This window comes from Paenibacillus sp. OAE614 (assembly GCF_040546645.1).
GTDB lineage: Bacteria > Bacillota > Bacilli > Paenibacillales > Paenibacillaceae > Paenibacillus_AQ > Paenibacillus_AQ favisporus.
Genome location: NZ_JBEPOD010000001.1, coordinates 2,262,903 through 2,281,750, shown reverse-complemented (window position 1 = coordinate 2,281,750; position 18,848 = coordinate 2,262,903). Strand labels below are relative to the sequence as shown.

The 18,848-nt window shown below is 53.0% G+C and carries 20 protein-coding genes; 9 read left to right on the top strand and 11 right to left on the bottom strand.

Features of this window, described 5'->3' with window-relative positions:
* Positions 1-9: 9 nt before the first annotated feature.
* Complete coding sequence (locus tag ABIE48_RS10785; RefSeq protein ID WP_076167444.1) at positions 10-816, bottom strand: sulfite exporter TauE/SafE family protein; 807 nt, start codon at positions 814-816, stop codon at positions 10-12.
* A gap of 514 nt (positions 817-1,330) precedes the next feature.
* On the opposite strand from ABIE48_RS10785, the gene ABIE48_RS10780 reads away from it, so the two are divergent.
* The 7 genes from ABIE48_RS10780 to ABIE48_RS10750 all read left to right on the top strand — a co-directional run bounded on the left by ABIE48_RS10780 (position 1,331) and on the right by ABIE48_RS10750 (position 5,918).
* A complete protein-coding gene (locus ABIE48_RS10780; protein ID WP_145021185.1) occupies positions 1,331-2,167 on the top strand; it encodes a sulfurtransferase in 837 nt (278 codons plus the stop codon).
* A gap of 208 nt (positions 2,168-2,375) precedes the next feature.
* Positions 2,376-2,798 (top strand): VOC family protein, encoded by a 423-nt coding sequence (locus ABIE48_RS10775; RefSeq protein ID WP_145021188.1) that lies wholly within the window; start codon positions 2,376-2,378, stop codon positions 2,796-2,798.
* On the top strand, positions 2,798-3,574 hold the full coding sequence (locus ABIE48_RS10770; protein ID WP_186325882.1) for an RNA polymerase sigma factor: 777 nt from the start codon (positions 2,798-2,800) through the stop codon (positions 3,572-3,574). The genes ABIE48_RS10775 and ABIE48_RS10770 overlap by 1 nt, the downstream gene beginning before the upstream one ends.
* A gap of 11 nt (positions 3,575-3,585) precedes the next feature.
* Positions 3,586-4,086, top strand: a complete 501-nt coding sequence (locus tag ABIE48_RS10765; RefSeq protein WP_192715316.1) for a DinB family protein — start codon at positions 3,586-3,588, stop codon at positions 4,084-4,086.
* A 182-nt stretch (positions 4,087-4,268) separates the two neighbouring features.
* Positions 4,269-4,469, top strand: coding sequence for a hypothetical protein (locus ABIE48_RS10760; RefSeq protein WP_234489624.1), 201 nt, complete (start codon positions 4,269-4,271; stop codon positions 4,467-4,469).
* A 119-nt stretch (positions 4,470-4,588) separates the two neighbouring features.
* Positions 4,589-5,320 (top strand): MORN repeat-containing protein, encoded by a 732-nt coding sequence (locus ABIE48_RS10755; RefSeq protein WP_145021197.1) that lies wholly within the window; start codon positions 4,589-4,591, stop codon positions 5,318-5,320.
* A gap of 70 nt (positions 5,321-5,390) precedes the next feature.
* On the top strand, positions 5,391-5,918 hold the full coding sequence (locus ABIE48_RS10750) for a hypothetical protein (protein WP_145021199.1): 528 nt from the start codon (positions 5,391-5,393) through the stop codon (positions 5,916-5,918).
* 65 nt (positions 5,919-5,983) lie between these two features.
* Here the strand turns inward: ABIE48_RS10750 and ABIE48_RS10745 are convergent, their stop codons facing one another.
* From ABIE48_RS10745 to ABIE48_RS10720, 6 genes are all read right to left on the bottom strand, one after another.
* Positions 5,984-6,784 (bottom strand): hypothetical protein, encoded by an 801-nt coding sequence (locus ABIE48_RS10745; protein WP_145021202.1) that lies wholly within the window; start codon positions 6,782-6,784, stop codon positions 5,984-5,986.
* 33 nt (positions 6,785-6,817) lie between these two features.
* Complete coding sequence (locus tag ABIE48_RS10740) at positions 6,818-7,474, bottom strand: DUF2625 family protein (protein WP_192714589.1); 657 nt, start codon at positions 7,472-7,474, stop codon at positions 6,818-6,820.
* 68 nt (positions 7,475-7,542) lie between these two features.
* Complete coding sequence (locus tag ABIE48_RS10735) at positions 7,543-8,247, bottom strand: DUF4274 domain-containing protein (protein WP_192714590.1); 705 nt, start codon at positions 8,245-8,247, stop codon at positions 7,543-7,545.
* Between the two features lie 34 nt (positions 8,248-8,281).
* Positions 8,282-9,952, bottom strand: coding sequence for a DUF6138 family protein (locus ABIE48_RS10730; protein ID WP_192714591.1), 1,671 nt, complete (start codon positions 9,950-9,952; stop codon positions 8,282-8,284).
* A gap of 174 nt (positions 9,953-10,126) precedes the next feature.
* Entirely contained in the window at positions 10,127-11,188 is a 1,062-nt protein-coding gene (locus ABIE48_RS10725) for a suppressor of fused domain protein (RefSeq protein ID WP_145021213.1), read from the bottom strand.
* A gap of 42 nt (positions 11,189-11,230) precedes the next feature.
* Entirely contained in the window at positions 11,231-12,256 is a 1,026-nt protein-coding gene (locus tag ABIE48_RS10720; RefSeq protein ID WP_145021216.1) for a LacI family DNA-binding transcriptional regulator, read from the bottom strand.
* 324 nt (positions 12,257-12,580) lie between these two features.
* On the opposite strand from ABIE48_RS10720, the gene ABIE48_RS10715 reads away from it, so the two are divergent.
* The gene (locus tag ABIE48_RS10715) at positions 12,581-13,639 is read left to right on the top strand and encodes a 2,3-butanediol dehydrogenase (protein ID WP_145021220.1); all 1,059 of its coding nucleotides are present in this window, start codon (positions 12,581-12,583) and stop codon (positions 13,637-13,639) included.
* Positions 13,640-13,848: 209 nt separating this feature from the next.
* Here the strand turns inward: ABIE48_RS10715 and ABIE48_RS10710 are convergent, their stop codons facing one another.
* The 4 genes from ABIE48_RS10710 to ABIE48_RS10695 form a co-directional block, all read right to left on the bottom strand.
* Positions 13,849-15,099, bottom strand: coding sequence for an MFS transporter (locus ABIE48_RS10710; protein ID WP_192714592.1), 1,251 nt, complete (start codon positions 15,097-15,099; stop codon positions 13,849-13,851).
* 48 nt (positions 15,100-15,147) lie between these two features.
* A complete protein-coding gene (locus ABIE48_RS10705; protein WP_145021226.1) occupies positions 15,148-15,954 on the bottom strand; it encodes a hypothetical protein in 807 nt (268 codons plus the stop codon).
* 293 nt (positions 15,955-16,247) lie between these two features.
* The gene (locus tag ABIE48_RS10700; RefSeq protein ID WP_105443449.1) at positions 16,248-16,880 is read right to left on the bottom strand and encodes an RNA ligase family protein; all 633 of its coding nucleotides are present in this window, start codon (positions 16,878-16,880) and stop codon (positions 16,248-16,250) included.
* A 12-nt stretch (positions 16,881-16,892) separates the two neighbouring features.
* Positions 16,893-17,852, bottom strand: a complete 960-nt coding sequence (locus ABIE48_RS10695; protein WP_192714593.1) for an AAA family ATPase — start codon at positions 17,850-17,852, stop codon at positions 16,893-16,895.
* Between the two features lie 456 nt (positions 17,853-18,308).
* Between ABIE48_RS10695 and ABIE48_RS10690 the strand changes: the two genes are divergently transcribed.
* The gene (locus ABIE48_RS10690; protein ID WP_260869209.1) at positions 18,309-18,842 is read left to right on the top strand and encodes a GNAT family N-acetyltransferase; all 534 of its coding nucleotides are present in this window, start codon (positions 18,309-18,311) and stop codon (positions 18,840-18,842) included.
* The last annotated feature ends 6 nt before the right edge of the window (positions 18,843-18,848 follow it).

Genomic DNA, 18,848 nt, shown 5'->3' with positions numbered 1-18,848 from the left:
GGATTCACCTTATATGCCTGCTGTAATAATGCCCCACCAAATTTTTACGGCGGTGGCTGCGATCAGGACGGCAAGGGCGATTCTCAACGATTTGACGTTGAGGTGTCGGCTGACCATCGTCCCCACCGGTGCGCCAAGGATACTCCCGAGCACGGTAAACAAGGTGGGCCACAGCGGGATATGCCCGCCGGCGATTTTCCCGGACACGCCGCCGATGGCCGAGATAAACACAATCGCCAGCGAGGAAGCCACCGTCACCCGCACCGGAATCCGCAGCATCGTCAGCATGATCGGAATCAGAATAAAGGAACCTCCGGCACCGACAATCCCGGAGACAACGCCCACCATCAAGGCGGAAACCGCGGATATCCAAGGGTTATACTGCACCGATGCCAGCTGCACTTCCTCCTGGGTGCCACGGCCGGGAATCATCATCAAGACGGCTGCAATCACGGCCAGCACCCCGTAAATAATATTGATGCTTGCGCTGGGCAGATAAGCCGAGCCCAGGCTGCCTGCCAAGCTGCCGATTAGAATACTCGCCCCCATATTCATGATCAGCCCTTTGTGCATCAGCGGCTTTTCTTTTTTGCTCTGTCTGAGAAAAGCCAGCATGCCCGCCAGGGAAGAGAAAAATACCTGGATCATGCTGATCGAGGAAACCTGCCGCGGACTGAACGTCTCTACGCCAAAGAGTCCCGGCACATAGAGCAGCAGCGGATAATTGATAATGGCTCCGCCGATGCCCAGCAGACCTGAAAAAAAGGAACCTGCCAGTCCGATGAAAAACATAACGATATGTCCTGCTAAATCCATCTACTACACACCTCTGGATGACTGAATAGTTCGCAGCAAAAAACTCAAAATTAACACTATACGAATGAAACATTAACGTTTATAATAAACCCAAGTAAATCAATGGGAATAGGATGGTGAATAAGCTTGTTTGCGAAATTAAAAAGCTTGTTTGTAGACCGCTGCCCTTCATGCTCCGAGCCCTTGGTTTCGAGCAAGGATCACCTGCGCGTCATCAAGAGCTGTCCGAATGACCATTATACGGAAGAGATTTACACCCATCTCCATGTGAGAATCGTTTACCATAAATGAGGATTGCCCACATTTCAGGCTCTAATGATGACGGCTGGATATCTCCCCTTGTGGGGCGACCCGGCCGTTTTTTTATTTTGCGGGGGCTTGTCCGCAGCGCGTTTATCATAACACACTTGACCTTGCCGAAGAAACCGATTGGAGAGACAACCCCCCGCCCCGCTGGTATAATAGAACAATATTCCATTCAAGATATTATCATTGAATTAAGGCGGTGTTTTTATTGAGCGTACTAGTGAATAAAGCTTGGGTGCTTGCCCGGATGTACGAGCCCGACGTGACGATCGTCGACTGCCGTTTCATGTTGGGACAGCCCGATGCCGGAAGGATTTCCTATGAGGAGAGCCATATTCCGGGAGCGGTATTCCTTGACTTGGAGAAGGATTTGTCTTCCTCTGTCAGTGAGCATGGCGGGCGGCATCCCCTGCCTGATACCGGCCAGCTTGCCGCAAAGCTGGGGAAAGTCGGCATCAACCGGGAAACCCGGGTCATCGCTTATGACGATCAAGGCGGACTGTACGCTTCACGTCTGTGGTGGCTGCTGAGCTACATGGGTCATGAGACGGTATTCGTCATGAACGAAGGCTTCAGCGCATGGAAGGATGCAGGTTACCCCGTCAGCAAGGACCAGCCGGTTCGGGTCCCTACCACCTTTACGGCTGATGTGCATCCTGAAATGCTCGTAAACCTGGAAGACGTCCGCCAGGCGATGAAGGACCCATTGATCGTCATCCTGGATTCGCGTGAATCCTCCCGCTACCTGGGTCTGAACGAGACGATCGACCATACCGCTGGCCATATTCCCGGCGCCAAGAACAAGTTTTGGAAGGGCGTCCTGCAGGACAACGGGGAATGGAAATCCCTCGATGAGCTCAAAGAGTACTATAAGGACGTGCCGAAGGACCATGAAATTATCGTCTACTGCGGTTCAGGCGTATCGGCCTGCCCGAATGTCCTTGCCTTGACCGAGCTTGGATACCCGGATGTCCGGCTGTACGCCGGCAGCTGGAGCGACTGGATTTCGTACAGCGAAAATCCGATTGCGACAGGGGAAGAGTAATCTCGGGGAGACCGCATCTAGCGCTGAATTGTGGGCTGTGACAAGTTGCTGGTGAGCGACCTGTTGCAGCCCTCTTTGGCGTTCTCCGGCAGCAGGCGTGATCCATAGGCCGGGCTAAGATTTAAAAAAACTCTTTACTACCCCGTATCTTATTATGGATATTTATCGTTAATAGATTGAAAATCAGGTTAAAGGAGAGTGCTCATCTATGGAAAAAATCATCGCTTATGTATCCGGCATTTTTATTCCGGTGACCGACATTACACGTTCAGAGGAATGGTACGTTCGAATGTTCGATTTGGAGACGATTGAAAAGACTGATGATCGGGTCGGGCTCGCCTTCCCTAACGGCCAAACCTTGGTTTTGTTATGGAAAGTGGAGAAACCGCAGCCTGTCCAATTTGATACCGGTAAAGAAATGATGCCTTACTTCAATTTCACTTCGTATGATATTAACCATTCGTATAGCCAGCTTAAGGCGAAAGGAGCGGAATTAAGCGAAATCCACGAAGAGGATGGGTACAGGTTTTTCAAAGCATTCGATCTGGACGGAAATCCCGTGGATATTGTGGAAGAAACGGGACAAACGCCGTATTTTACTCACAAGAATAATATAAGGAAGCAGCAATAGTGACGCAGGAAGATCACTTAACAGACGCAGGATATGAGACATTTGCTAAGATGACGCTTCCGCTGCAAAGCGATCTGAAACGATATTGTCTGGCTAAGGCCGGTTCGGCGTGGGATGCGGACGATTTGCTCCAAGAGTCGCTTATTAAAGCTTATCGTTGGCATACTCGGTTCCCGAATAGAGAAATAACGAAGCCATTTTTGTTTCGAATTGCTGCCAACGCTTGGGTGGATATATGCCGCAGCCGCAAATGGGAGCCGCAGGTCGGACCACTCGAAGAGCATTTAATCGGTTCCTATGATGAATGGAGTAAGTGGGATGTCCGTGAGGCGCTCGAACTGCTGTCCGATCGGCTCGAACCCAAACAGGTCGTTCTGATTTTGCTGATCGACGTATTTCACTTTACCGCGAAGGAAACGGGAAGGCTGTTCGGACAATCCGAGGGTTCGGTGAAGGCGGCTCTAAGGCGGGCGAGGACGAGGCTGAAAAAGACCGTTGAAAGCCATCCCGAATATTGGGATGATTCCGTACTCGTAGCTCCGCGTGGCGGACTCAGTATCGAGGTGTTCGAAGCGCTGGTCGAAGGTTTTCGCCGTGCGGACCCCTATGCGATATTCTGCTCGTACCAGACTTTGATTGACGATGGCGCGGTGGTGGACCGGATCGAGCTGCGCGGCAATACGCTCTATTTTACGATCATCGATCCCGACGGCAACGTATTGACGATCACTGAGAAATTGAAATGGCAAGACGATAAGTATCATTTGAAATCCTAGAGGTGATTGCGTTGCTCGAAATGCTGCAGCAACAATACGATTGGATCCGATCCGTTAGACAAAACATGTTTGCGTTCTTGGAAGAGCTGCCTCCTCAAATCTTGCATCAACCCGCTCCCGAATTTGGGCGTGGAACGATCATTCGAACCCATCTTCATGTCGTTGACTGCTATCGGTGGTGGTTGGGATCTTTCGCGTTTATGAAGAGAAACGAGCATAGGGATATTTCCATAAAAGAAATTGAACAGGCCGATGTGAAGTACGTCCGTGAACGATTTACGGAAGCGGATGAACTCGTGCAGCGGTTCATAAGTGAATATCGCGATCGCTGGAATGAACCGATCAAGCAGGACGAGAGCTGGCGGGGTTACCCGAAGGCTCCTACTCCTTTGCTGCTGTTAACTCATACGGAGACTCACGAATTTCATCACAAAGGCCAAATCGTATTCATGGCAAGACAACTGGGCTGCCCGCCTCCAGCCGATGACCGCTTAGGCGGACTTTTCATCTGAATCGAAAAACCTTTTACGAAGCTGCGACCGTTTTTCGGTATTCACCGGGGAACGGTCGTTTTAGTTTCTTCGTTTAGTTTTCTTCGCGATCCGGATCATCAACTTTCAGGCGGTTTGAAACTGTTTTATATTCACCATTTCTTGTTGAAATTTGGTAAAATGACAGGAAGAGGTGAAATGCAATGAAAAGCAGAAGATTTATGCAGCCGCTGACTTCCCCGATTCACTTCCATACCGCGATGATTGAGCAGACGCCTGTTGCCGTTTTTTTGGGCCAGGAGATGATCGGCAGCGGGAAGATCGTTCAAATCACCGATTACATCGTGAAAATCGGTAACGAATTTTATGTGCGCGATGCCTGCACGTTTAAATATGCGGTCTAATCCATGCGAAGAACCTTAAGGGCTAACATCTAATAAAACGTTTCTCACGTAACGTTGTCCATGCATTACCAATAAATCGTGAGCAATCATAGAATAGCTTGTTGAAAGGATGTATTGATTTGATCAAACTTAAAAATCTTTCCGTATCTCTTGTCCTGAGCGCTGCACTGTCAACTGCGGCTATCTGGCCCATCTCTCCTTCGGTACAAGCAGCGCCGGCCAAAGAATGGCTGCAAATTTCGGATACAACCACCTATTACGGTGAAGTCAGCGGTGGCAAGCCTAACGGCCGGGGAACCATGAAGTGGGGCGACAGCAAACAATATTCCGGGGAGTTCGTGAACGGCCAGCGCGAAGGCAAAGGGAAGTACATCAACGAGTACGCCGCCGACGGCGAAAGCCACAAAGTCGTATATAACGGGGAGTGGAAGCTGGACCGGATGAACGGCACCGGCACGCTGACCCACAAAGTAATCCAGGAAGATGGTGCGGTCCGCTCGAATGAAATCCAAACGGGTGCTTTCGGCAGCGGCGTGCAGACGAGCGGATATGATGTCATTCATGCCCTGGCCGATCCGGACTTCTACTTCGCGTACAAATCGCCGCAGGAACAGCTCGTCATCATGGGAAGCGCTGACCATCTCAAAGCGTCGTTGAAAAGCGGCAGCCTGTTCAGCGCGGAGTACCGCAGCGGCACGATCCACAAGAGCTACTCGATCTTCCCTGCGGATACGGCGGCAGAACAGCGTATAAACGAGGCTAGCCTCAAATATTTGCAAAGTATTCAGCCAAAGCTGAACCCGCATCTGGAGCAATTCGAGCGGTTGGCCGGGCAGGTTCCCCTGAAATAAGGATGACCAAATAAACGTCATTGCGGTTCAAATCTGCATGACCAGGCATGGATTCGATAAGGAGAGGTATATGAAATATATTAAAGATTGTCCCGAACCCGGTATGGGCACCTGGTATTTCGAGATTGACCAGCAGGGTGTTGCTTACCGCCAGCTCGTCATCGAGGATGACGGCAAGTGCATCGCTTCGAACCGGAAAGACGGAGACTATCATTTTATGCTGGCCGAGCAGCCGATCGATACATCTGAAGCTGGGTTGATTTTTATCACCCAGGAAGAATTCGAGGAGGTTTGGTCCGCTTCCCTTAAGTCAACGGGCGAGCTGTGGCAGCGCCAGAAGTCGCTGCACCCCGTAGGACAAAGGGTCGAGGGCGCCATCGAAGCCTTTTTCCCACAGGGAACGCTCATTACGCTTGCGAACACCGTAGCAGTAGGATTAGCTGACACTGGGGAGCTGGAGTTGTCCGGAAAGCCGCAATGGATGTACCCGCGGCATGTCGTTCAAGCCGTTGTGAAGGGATATGACGAAGTTAACCAGTGGATTGAGCTTGATCAAGCAGCCGTACTGGAACGGAGAACCGATCGAAATCCAAAATAACCGCTAAATTTAAGAGGAGAGCCCGCGGCTCTCCTTTTTATAAGGTATAAACACTGTAAAAACAGCTATAAATAAGGACCGAAGAAATACTCCAGTTTCTCCCGAGAATACCCGTCTTCCCCGCGCCAGCAGGCAACGGCATTGAAATCGGTGCCCCGTCCCCGTTCTTTGCGGTAAAAATCTTTGGTTTCCAAAATGCCTGCGTAACCCCAGATCTCCATGACCTGGTCCCGTTCATGCGAATTGGAGGGGAACACGTCCTTCCACCTTTTCTCGAGTTGCCGGGCGGCATCCTTATCACCACACGCCTCAATCCCGTGGATCATCCCCTTCAGCATATCCACGTCTTCTTCCCGCACCGGGAACGGATCCTCCTCACGGCTCAGGCATAACAGATCCAGCCAGCAGTAAACAAGCCAATTGTGGCGGACGCCTCCCCATTTGATCCGTTCGAAATTAAGCACGTTCAGGTCCTCGCCGGCATATTCCTCTTGAGACATCAGCATGCCGTCATCGCAGAAAAAGCACTCACTGTACCGGGGGATATCGGCGGCACGCATACGGAATGTATGAGAGGGTAAATGGCGGGTCAACGTCCAGCTTGATAAAGCGCTGCGCAGATGAACTTTCCGGGTGGAAAGGCTGTGCAAAAACGCAGCAGCCACCCGCTCCTTCGTCACGTTATGCTCATGCAGATGAATTATCCGCCGGATCAGCTCATCATGCGACACGGTGAGCGGATCGAACATCAGCCCCTTGCTTTTGGCGTACTCAAAATCCTCAGCCGATAACATAAAACTTCCGCGTCTCCAGCCTCCCGATTGCCAGTACGTATTCGTTAATATTTTTTTTGCTTTCGCATCCATGCGGGCGGATACCCCTCCTGTTCAGTAACAAATTCAGCCCGAACTCCTCGCAGCCTGCCAGGCCTCCGTTACAGGCACTGGTGCCTTGCTGCTCGATTCGCCGCTGCCTTCATGCACCCAGAGCGGCGGGTAATAAGCGAAAACCTTGCCGTCTCCCAGCCGGCTCATTTCTTCTTGCCAGCCTTCCCAGCGGAACGACTGATAGAACAGCCCCAAATCGCCTTCGGCAAGCCAGTTCAAAAAACCGGAATAGGCAAGCTCAGTAGATTCCCACTCCAGTGTATCGGGCGCAAAATAATATACATGTCCGGTTTGCCCGAAGCGCCCCGTGTCCAGCGCAAAAAAGCCTCCGGCTGCATCGTATGCGACAATGAGCATTCCTTCAAGAGCGGTCCGGTCGCTGCCGTCCTTGTGCCCGTTCCAATCCGTCAGGCTGCCGTGGATCCCGGCACCTCCCGAGCCGAGCAGCCTGATCCAACCGTGGTCAAACAGGATGCCTCCGGTCCGATACGCGACGGTACCCAAATATGACCGGGTGCTGACCTGTAAACGGTACAGCGTGTCATCCGCCGCTCCCGGGTCGCGGGATACGATGCTGTATTCATTACAGCCGTCAGCCAACAGCTGCTGAACTTCGTCCCAAGCGTCCCGTGCGGAACCGGCCAGCTCCTGAACCGTTACCTTGTCCATCATTCTCCTCCTATCGTTAGCCTTCTGTGCCAGCGAAATCTCTTCAAGCCTGGGTCCCACCCCAAAAATCAAATCAGCTTCGCGCCTACTTTCCTTTTCAGGCTTTCGGCAAGCCAGCGCCATTTCCGTCCTTCTTCCGATGCTGCCGCATCGGCTTCATCCATGCCAAGCCAGTAATCGGCATCCAGCAGCTCATACATATCCAGCATTGTGATCTCGGCGCACTCCGGATTTTCCAGGGCAGCGATCATCGGATCGGGCCCATCGTCCCAGTTGTAGCCATCCACCACGGCATGAAGCAGCACCGGCGAGGACAACCCGCGGATCCGGCAGGTGACCTCATCCAGCGACTCCTCATACAAAATACCGTCGATGATCCTCTGCTCCTCATCGTTCAACGTGAGGCGGACCGCCCCGTCCGTATCAGCAAGCAAATCGGCCATGACCTTGTCCCTTCTTGCCGCCTGCCAGGCCGTCCCCAGGATGCCGTGCGGGGAATTCAACTGAGCGCCATTCGCGATCAGCAGCTTGACCGTCTCCGGCTGCTTGAACTTCACTGCTTTTTTGAGCGCCGTATCGCCCAGCGTGTCTTCCGCTTCCAGGTCGACGTTTTTCTCGAGCAGCAGCTTAATGCCGTCCACAGGCATCCGGTTAGTGATAAAAAGCATCAGCGGCGTTCTTCCGCGGGCGTCCCGCTCGTTCGGGTCAAGCTGATCCACCGCCGCCCGGACCATCTCCAGCTCCTTGCTCTTGCTGGCCTCCGTCCATTCCAAATGATCGTCCCCCTTTCTAAGGTATTGACTGGACTCACGGATACCATGCCAGCAACCGCTCCAGCTTTTCTTTCATCGGAGGAGTCTCTTTTCTCGCGGACTGCGCCAGCTTGGCGCGTGTTCCGAAAATCCGGTACAGCACCGTTTCACGCTCATAATCCTCTTTGGACTCCAGCTCACTCAGCAGAGCGTCCGCCAGATCCGGTGTATCGATAACGAAGGTTTTCACCGGCTTGGCTGAATCGTTTCCTCCAAGCAGAATCGCCACAAGCACCGGCATCCGATCGGGGGTCAGCCCGTGTGCTTCGATAAAAGCTTCGGCATACCCGTCCTGAGCGGATTGGTGCTCCGTATCAACTATTTCCATGTACCGGCACAGCAGCGGAAAATATTCCGTGCTCACGAGGCCTAATCCCAGAACGGCATAGGTTCCCGGCATGACCGACTTCTCCCCGGGTTCCACATCCTTATACCAAGCAAATTCCTCCATGGCTGTCTCGGCGTACTCAGCAATCAGCGGATGCAGCCCGCGATACCGCAGCGCGCTGGCAAAAAAACGGTGCAGCTGCGATTTAGCCAGCTTATTCAGCGGCAGATAGTGCTTGTCCTTTGATGGGCTCCTCAGGTTTAGTTTGTACTCTTTGGGAAACCCTTCTGAGAGCAGGCCCGTTATATACGTCAGCGCTTCCCGGTATGCGGCCTCTTCCTCCGCATGCAGGCGGATGTCGATCGTTTCCGTAACGTCATTGGCCGCTGCCTGGATCGCTGTGCCTTCGAACCTGTGCTGGAAGCGCCCGCTGCCGTTTTTTATATAGCCGACCGCCTTCTCCGAACCCAACTGGACGGCTAATTCCAGATAGCGCGCCCGGAGCTCGGGCTCCCGGCGGCCGACCTTCAGCGCGGCATAGACGAAAAAGTCGAGCTCGTCCGCATTCACAACCACCCCGTCCGCTGCATCTTTGCGCTTCCAGTCTTGGCCGAAGCTCCCGCTCCGCTCAAAATAACGGACCAAATAACGCTCCTCCGCCCATTCCCGAAAGGCTGAAGTATATTGAGAGACCCACCCAAGCAGCCGGTCCGGGTTCGAACGGTGCTTCTCCTCCAGCCGCCCAATCAGCGGCTCTAATTGTGCCTCTCGCTGTTCAAACAGATCGGGATTGAGCAGATGACGGGCAAAGAAGAACTCATCCAACTCCTTGGGACGTACCGGCAGATCCCGCAAAACTTTGGACTGGATAAAGGCATCGAGCTCCCGCCTCTGACCCGCGAGCTTGTCCTCATCGATCAAAACTTCGGTGAACGTTCTTAATCCCTCTTCACGTTCCATTTCGAGCACAATCTCGAAGCGGTAATCGAAAAACCTGGGGCCGTAAGTCCCGGCGCTCATCGCTTCCGAAAGCCGTGTCCGCAATGCGGGAAGCCACTCGCCGGTAATCAGGTCGTCGGTGATATCGCATATGTAAGGCCCGGCATTCAGCCGGTACGAGGAGTCGGTCCAATCAAAGGGCCGGTCCAGGTCGATGCTGATTACGCCGTATCCGTCGCCGGCTTTGCGGGTGCTCCAAACCACGCCAAGATAATCCTTGATGCCCGCCTGGAGCCTGCTGACTTCCTTGATCTCACGGATGCGCTTGCTTTCTTTCTCATACATCTCGCTGATCAGGGTCCATACCTCATCCAAAAACTGCTGTACGCTCGCGTTCAATCGTTTCCCCTCCCGAATTTCTTAAGCCATGCCATAAGAAAAACGTCTATCGACGTACTTTCAAAGAAGACAGACCGCGTCTAAAGGTAATTTTTCTTGCAATATTAGGAAGCAATCGCTCTGGAGTTTATACTTTCTAATATTATAAACAAGCCCCGCGCGGACGGAGTCTGCTTAACCGATGACTTTGACTACATTGCCTTCGCTGTCCTTGATCTGCGTCTTCACGATCTGGATAGCGGCCCCCTTTACAGAAGGCAGCGGAACGACGCTTTCCTTCGGTGCCAGCGAACGGCTCAGCTCAGAAGCGGCTTGATCGTCCAGGGCAATTCGTACCTCGCCTCCTTCGGCTTGCAGCTCCGGCTTCTGCCCGGGCTCAAAGACGACGCGGGTGTCCGGTCCGACAAGCGTGAGCGAACGGCCCTTTAAAATCCGGCCTAGCAGCAGTTTGGCAATAATTCCGGCCTGCTTGGCTCCCATTTTCACGACCGAAGGCGACTTGCTGAACCAACCGCTCTTCCCCGGTTCCCAAGCCAGCTGATCTACAAACAAAAATCCGGTGCTGGAACCTTCCGCTTCCGCGCCCTGCCGGATTTTCTCCGCGACGGGTGGAATGCGCAGCAGGGAGCCGCGGGTTAAATCCGTTATGTAATAGGGAATATGCTCCTCGGCAGCCCCGAGAACGCCGAGCGTATTCCAGGTTTGCATCGCTTCAAGCTCATCTCCCGTAATGCCGGTCATCTCCAAAAACTCGACCTGCCCATTCGGCGTCTGGATCGCGGGCAGCTCCGGATCTTCAGCAAAAGCCAAGGCCGTCAGCTGCGTGTCGGCTCCGAGGCAGATCGGCCCGTTGGCATCCAGATAATCGCCCGAACGGAACACGTTCCCGCTGCCAAACACGTACCTGCCCATATTTTGCAGCAGGTTCAATGCCCACGCCGGCGGCTCCTCCTCATCGGCATCCCGCTGCAGCCGGAATGTCAGCTCAAAGCCGAATCCGCTGACCTCTTGGTCCTCCGACTCTTTTTCATACAATTCCGAGAAGCCGTACGTGACAAAATGCCAATGCGGGATCGGCGATTCCGCTTTGTAGGCACTGATTCCGTCGAGCGGATCCTGGCCGCCGAGCGCATACGAAATGAGCGTTCCGTAATGCTTTGGCTCCTGACTGCCGTATAATCTTTCAAGCTCCTGGTCGATGGCGTCCCAACCCGGTGCGCCGATTTCTTCGTTCATCATCCTGTCCCCTTCCCATGTGTGCCGAAGCATTTCCTTATGTTATTTATTCGAATACTGCGTCATTGAAACGCTGGATTCCCTTACGATGAGACGCGGCTCAAACTCCACCCGCTCATAATCCGGCGGATTGTGCGACTGGATCCGCTTCAGCAGCAGCTCTGCCGCCAGCCGGCCGACTTCGCTGCCCATGATGGACACCGAGCTGATTTGCGGAGTGGTTACAGTCGCCCACAAGTTGTTGTCGATGCCGACCACCGCCACATCCTGCGGTACCCGGATACCAAGCTCCTTAAAGCGGTTGACGATCCCGATCGCCACCATGTCGTTGACGGCGTAAATCGCGTCCGGCATATGTTTCAGGCTGTAAAAATAATCGGCCGCCTGGCGTCCGGTCTCAAACGAAAAATCTTCCCCGAAATAAACCAGCGAAGCATCGACATGCCTAAGCGACTGTTCGTATGCCAGGTACCGTTCTTCAATTTTGTCCTTGGGCGCGCCTGCGTAAGCAATCCGTGCCCGTCCGATCTGAAGCAGATGCTCCATGACCAGCCTACCTTCCTGGCGGGCGAGCCCAACGATATCCGCTTGTAGATCCGGGCTGAGCTTCTTGCCGTAATTGATGACGGATACCGGGATGCTGGCCTGGTTGATCAGGCTTTCCAGCTGTTTGGGATACGCCAGCGGCATCAGGACGAGGCCGTCCACATGAAGCTTCTTGATCTCCCGCAGCGTCTCCAGCTCCAGACGGGCGTTGCCAAGCGTATTAATCTGCACCACCCGATATCCATGCTGCTTGGCGGCTTGCTCTACCGACCAGGCGATATCCGGAATGATCGCGTTGCGGATGTCCGGCACAGCAAGCGCGATCTGGTGGGTTTGGCGGATTTTGAGGCTTTGGGCCGACGTATTGGGGACAAAGCCCATTTCATCGATCACCTGCATGATCCTAGCCTTCGTCTTTTCGCTGATTCCCCCGCTGTTGTTGAGCGCCCTGGAGACGGTAGCGATGCCGACGCCTGCCTGCTTGGCGACGTCCTCAATGGTCACCTTTTTCTTGTTGGACATGCGAATTAATCCCTCTCACTTCGGAATCGTTTCCTAACCGGAAGACATTTTTTTCTTTTTCAGTATATATTATAGCATACCCCGCCATACCGATGCCTCAGCTTAGCCGCCAGTCGCTGCAATCAACTCATAACCTCAGCTTATTTCTATACATAGACATGTAAATCTTCCATTCACACCATGGGTAAAAACACCCGCTATAGCCCTAAAAAATGATTTGACACAAAGAATAGAATGTGACATCATATGGATCGGAAACGTTTCCTATTTTTCGATATATCGCTCACCATATTATTTACTGCCTGATAGGGAGATGACGGATTCATGCAAGCATTGAGATGGCATGGCGTGAAAGATTTGCGCGTGGAAACGATTGAGGAGCCTTCGGCCCTCCAAGGTAAGGTCAAAATCAAGGTGGAATGGTGCGGCATCTGCGGAAGCGACCTGCATGAATACGCCGCCGGGCCGATATTCATTCCGGAGGGTGCGCCTCATCCATTAACCGGTGAGAAAGCCCCGGTCGTAATGGGACATGAATTTTCCGGCCAGGTTGTGGAAGTCGGCGAAGGCGTGACCCGCTTCAAAGCCGGCGACCGAGTCGTCGTGGAGCCAGTGTTCGCCTGCGGACACTGTACTGCCTGCAAGCAGGGAAAATATAACCTTTGCGAAAAAATGGGCTTCTTGGGACTCGCCGGCGGCGGGGGCGGCTTCTCCGAATACGTGGCGGCCGATGAGCATATGGTTCATCATATTCCGGACAGCGTCTCCTACGAGCAGGGTGCTTTGGTCGAGCCGTCGGCAGTTGCGCTGTACGCCGTCCGTTCCAGCCGCTTCAAGGTGGGCGACCGCGCGATCGTATTCGGGGCGGGGCCGATCGGCCTGCTTGTCATCGAAGCGCTGAAAGCGTCGGGTGCTGCGGAAATCTACGCCGTGGAACTATCGCCTGAGCGGCGGAGCAAGGCGCAGGAGCTGGGGGCTATCGCGCTCAACCCTGCAGACGTGGACGTCGTCCAAGAAATCCATCGCCTTACCGAAGGCGGAGCAGATGTTGCCTATGAAGTTACAGGTGTCCCGGCTGTCCTGAACCAAGCGATTCAATCGACGAAAATCAGCGGTCAAATTATGATTGTCAGCATTTTCGAACGGGAAGCCCCGATCCATCCGAACCAGATCGTCATGCAGGAACGCAATATCGCCGGCATCATAGGTTACCGGGACGTGTTCCCGGCTGTAATCAGCCTGATGCAGCAGGGCTATTTCGCGGCCGATAAGCTCGTTACGAAGCGCATTGCTTTAAGCGAGATCGTCGAACAGGGCTTTGAGGCGCTGCTGAAAGAGAAAAGCCAAGTCAAAATTTTGGTATCGCCACAATCGTCCAAATAACCGACTGCGAATATTACCGCACCTTAGGTGCTTTTCATAACGAATAAGAAAAACGTCTATCGACGTACCTTCAAAGAAGACAGACCGCGTCTAAAGGAAGTTTTTCTTGCGAGATCAGTAAGTGGAGCCTCCGAAACTTATACTTTCTGATCTCTTCAAAAAAGATCCCTTTGCCGAACATACGGCAGGGGATCTTTGTTATGTTAGCCTTATTGCCGGAGAGCAGCCTGCGTCTCTTGGCTCTTCTCCCGCCGCTGATGCAGCATCATCAGAAGAACGGCGCCGGCGAACGCAGCCGCCACAAGCCAGACGGGAATCCGCGGATCGAGCTTGTACGCCCAACCGCCGATAATGCCTGCCGGAGATGTAAGCAGCAGGATCAGCACGGACAGCATGGAGAACACTTTTGCCCGTTTGTCATCATCGATCGCGTTCTGAACGGCAGCCTCCAAATAGGGCGAACTGATCATCAGCCCTACGGCGGCCAAAATCGTGCTGAGCCCGATCCAGACCAGGTTGGACGTAGGCCACAGCACCAGCATGACGTTTGAAGCGACCGACAGCATGAAACCGGCCATCATCGAGCGGTTCGCCGCGTGCTCCGGAATTTTTGGCATCAGCAGCCACAGCGTCAGCAGCATAATGACGGAGGACACCGCCGGGAACAGGGAAATCAGCCCGCTGCCCACATGCAGATAATCCGCCATGTACAGCGACAGATACGTCGTTTTCATCGTGGCCTGGAAGTTGAACAAAATGTATACGCTAAAGATCAGCATGAGCGACTTGCTCGTTATAATGTCGCGAATCGCCCCGCCATAATCGATCAGGCTTTCCTTCAGCCCGAGATCGCGGGTCTCCCGCATTTTTCTCTGGCCGATTTCGGTTTCGCGCGTCGACAGATGCCGCCCCACGAACTGAAACGTCATCATCAGGAACGCAAGCACGTACATGATGCGCGTGCCGGACACAAGGCCGTAATGATCCACCAGCAGTCCGCCGAGCGGAGCGAACAGGCCCCCGATCACGCTGATAATCTGCAGCAGCGTAAAGACGTAAGTCCGGTCAGCGGGCTTCGTATCCTCGACGATCAAGCAGTAAAACGCGGTATGCGGCACGCGCTGAAACCCGTTGACAAGCGCCGCCGTGAGGAAGAACCACACATTGTGCGAAACCGCCCACAGGATGGTGGCCAGACTCCAGCTGAACAGGTCAAAATACAGGATGGCCGATTTGCGGCCCATCCGGTCGGTCAAATAACCGCTGATAAACGATGAAAACACCTGAACGATCAGGCCGATCGTAGTGATCCAGCCGATGCTGGTTTCGGCGATGCCAAGCTCGTACATATACAGCGTCGCATAGGTGCTCACCATGCTGTATGGAATAAGAAAAAAAGGCTCAAAGGCGAGACAACCCCTGCTGTTTCCTTTTAAGCGCGGGAATAAAGGTCGTGACATACCATCCTCCGGGTCTTGATGAAATGTAAATGAGTGTGATCGATGCGATTAAGGCAGCTTGCGCCGCGGTTTCTTCGACTGCTGGGGCTGCCAGGCGATCAAGGCACCCGCCTCTCCACAGATTTGATTCACCTGTTCAAGTTTCGCGGGGTCGACTTCCCACATCCACCGTTCTTCGCCCACCCGGTAAAGTATACCATGATCATGGCTGCTCTTTATCCAGTTTTCCAGATTCGTCCCCGCAATCCCGATGTTGAGATGCTCGCCGTTCAGTACATTGGCTTGGTAAACCATTCTCAGCTTGCTGCCGGTATAGCGGGCTTGTCCGCCGTATAAGCCGGGGGTCTCCTTGTTGAAAGCAAACGCTTTTTCATAAGGGAATGCGGTTTTTCCGTTGTCCCCTGCGGCGTAGCTCATCGCATCCGTCATTTTTCTCGCCTCGTATATGATTGCATAAGGAAAGGTGAACTGTTCTGCCATATGGCGCAGCCATTCTTTAAGAACGGAATATGTGTCTTCCGGAGGGCTGTCGCAAAAAGCGGCGATATGCGGGAAACTGCCGTATCCGCTCGTATGATAAGTAAAAGCGGCGTCCCATGGCAAAGTTCCGCGCTGCTGGCTGTACATCCAGAAGGCTTCAGCCTCTCCAGTGCCGATTTTCGCCCGTAATTGCTCCGGGGAGGTTTCCACCAGATCGTGATCGCCTTCATGATCTCCGTACTCCAAAAGCTCATAGTAACTCGTCCCTGTTACAGCCGTGTCGATCTTCCCGAAAAAAGCCTCCCCGGCGGCAAAAGCCTGCATCGCCCCAATCCGTTCCGTATGATACAGTGCAACTCCTGTACATCCCGGCATACCGTTCCCTCCATGATAGAATGTTCGCATTTTTTACTCATTCTAAATCTTCTATTATGTATTCAAAGCTAAAGCTTAAAAAAATATAGTTTCAACCTCGTCAATCTCCTCCGATGTGGGTACTTCTGCTTTAGAATTACATGACCAACACCACCTTCCATACCATTTCATCTTTCTATGAACAATAAATATAGCTCCTAAACTGCAATCCACTAAAGAATTCTAGATCTTGCTTAGACTCTGTACATAAAGCTCCTCAGCTTACATTGTCGGACTCCCCTGCTTCAGCAGCTTCACGGCTGGAGTCCGTTCGGCTCGACCGGTCTGCTGAGCCAGTGCTCATCCGTTTGGACATGATTGTTCCGCACGAATTTGGCCAGGCTTTGCCTGAACTGCTCGTAAGGGAAAGACGATGCCAGCCTCACCACATACCCTTCCTGTTCCCCGCCGCAGCAGGACTTTTTCGTATAGCACCGTTTGGCTGCTTCTTCATCCCAAATGCCTCTGTACAGCAGCGGCACCGTAGGTATTCCAAGCCGATCTGCCCAGATTTCCGTCTCATCCCAGGAAAGGCACAGGTTCTGCTCATTCCAAACCGAGAACAGCATAAAGTATCCAGGCAGCGCATCGTAAGCGAGCGAATGCTTGGCGTACACATTTTCCCCGCAGAGACGATACCCTTCTGGAATCAAGTATCTGATGCCGCCGTGCAGCGTCTTGACATAATGCCGGGACGGATGATCCTTGCTGTCCAGCGATCTCGCATGAATGAAATCCGGGTACATCGTGGTGTTCTCGCCGTCCATTTTCTCGGTGATCACCACTTCTTTTCCCACGAAATGGTCCGTGCTGCGCAAAATTTTGTCATCATCGGTGTATCCTCGTGACCAGGGAAGATGCATCGTTTTCGGATATTTGATTTTCATGAAACCACCTCTTTATTTGCCGTTCGTGTCCGCTTCCGCGAAAAAATACAACCGGGCCAGCAGATCCCCGCCAAGCAAATGATAAATGTTTGACGCTCCTGCGTCTCCCCCGTGAAGAATTTCCATATGAAAGCTGACCATATGCACAACCTTCAACACAAATGCCTCATCATATCCGAGCTCCTTCAGTACATGACAGGCAATGGCCGCAGAGACATGCTCGTGGCCGAAATAGGAGTAATAGCCGCGGGTTTCCTTCCAGACCTTACAGAACGGTTTGCCCGCATCGTGAAACAGCGCCGCATACTGCATCGCCAGCAGGTCATCCCCTTCGTACTGCGCATTGATATAGGTAAGCACAGCGTAGGTGTGCTCAGACAGAGTTTTGGAGTGATAGGGATTCTCCTGGTCGTACCCAAGCATGACGGAAAAATGCGGGGAGGCACTTAAATAGGCAAAAAGCTCATCGTGACCTGGACGTTCTGCGAGCAGTTTTTCCAATTGGTTTCTGTCCAGCTTCACATCCTCTGAGCTGTGCACGATATGCAGCGCTTGGAACCCTTCGGCCATGACCGGAAACTCGAAGTTTTTGGCAAATTTCGTCAGCACTGCTTCGTCGATCCGGCGTTTGCGCGTCCCCGCCCGCTGCCTGGCCGTCGCATACGGCGTATCGCACACATGGCCTTCGACAGGCACATCCTTGAATTTCTTCAGAAACTTTACGCGGCGGTCGCGGCTCACGTTGGTTGCGTCAAATACGACACTGCGACCCTCCCCAAGCAGACGGTCTATTTCGGCAAATGCCTCGTCAAACACCAGATACGAATTTTTTTGCCTTGACTCGCTGCCGAACAGCCGCTCCCGGATGGAGTCGGTCGAAACCGCCACAGCCCCCTCACGCTTGCACAAATTTTTGGCATAGAAGCTTTTTCCGCTTCCTGGAATGCCGACCAGCATGTGAATCGTACTCATCGTTATCACCTCCCTTCCATAAATGGTTGATTTCCTTCACCATCCTCTTGATAGTCACCTTCCATTCAACGCCGGACATCCCTTTGATCCCGTATGAAGCTTGCTTGTTGACTTTTACCCGATGGACCGTGGACCATGAATGCAACAAAAAAAGCCCTTCCCCGAAAACCAGCCGGGTTCCTGATGAAGGAGGCGCTCTCTTCAATTATATGGGATCCTGCCTTCAAAGCACACGGGACCTTGGACGCATCCGGATAACAGGTCTTTATGCCCGGCACTGGGTATTCGATCTCGCGGGGATGCCGGCTGAGATTTGATCGCCCAGGGCCAACAAGCGGCCAAAACGTAAAGCTTGCATAAAAAAACATGACACTTCCATTTATTTGATATATAGTAGGAACATAGGTTCTTATTCCGGGTTTCATCCATTATTATATTTGAGGGGGATAACCATCCATGGGAAATCATATGGCGGGTTCACAAGTACAGATCAGGCCCTGGTCGGGAGACCATTTGCATTTGGAGCTGCTCTATCGTTTGAATGTTCCAGAGATGCTGGAACATCTGGGCGGCCCGGAAAGTGACGAGCAGGTTGAGAAGCGCCATAAGCGATATGTTGAGGTTCAGTCCCTCGGGAACGGCTGCATGTATAGCATATGGCTGGCAGATCATCCGGTGCCAATAGGCAATGCGGGATTTTGGGAGAGTGGTTGGCAAGGATCTACCATCTATGAGATCGGCTGGGGCGTCCTGCCTTCCTTTCAGCAGCGGGGCATTGCATCGGCCGCGACAGCAGCCGTGATCGAGCAGGCGAAACAGCAGAAGAAGCACCGATATATGCACGCTTTTCCATCCGTGGATAACCCGGGTTCCAATGCGATTTGCCGGAAGCTTGGCTTCGCTTTCATGGGTGAATGTGATTTTGAATACCCGAAAGGCAGCTTTATGCACTGCAATGACTGGCGCTTGGATCTGGAATCGGGCGTCTGATACGGG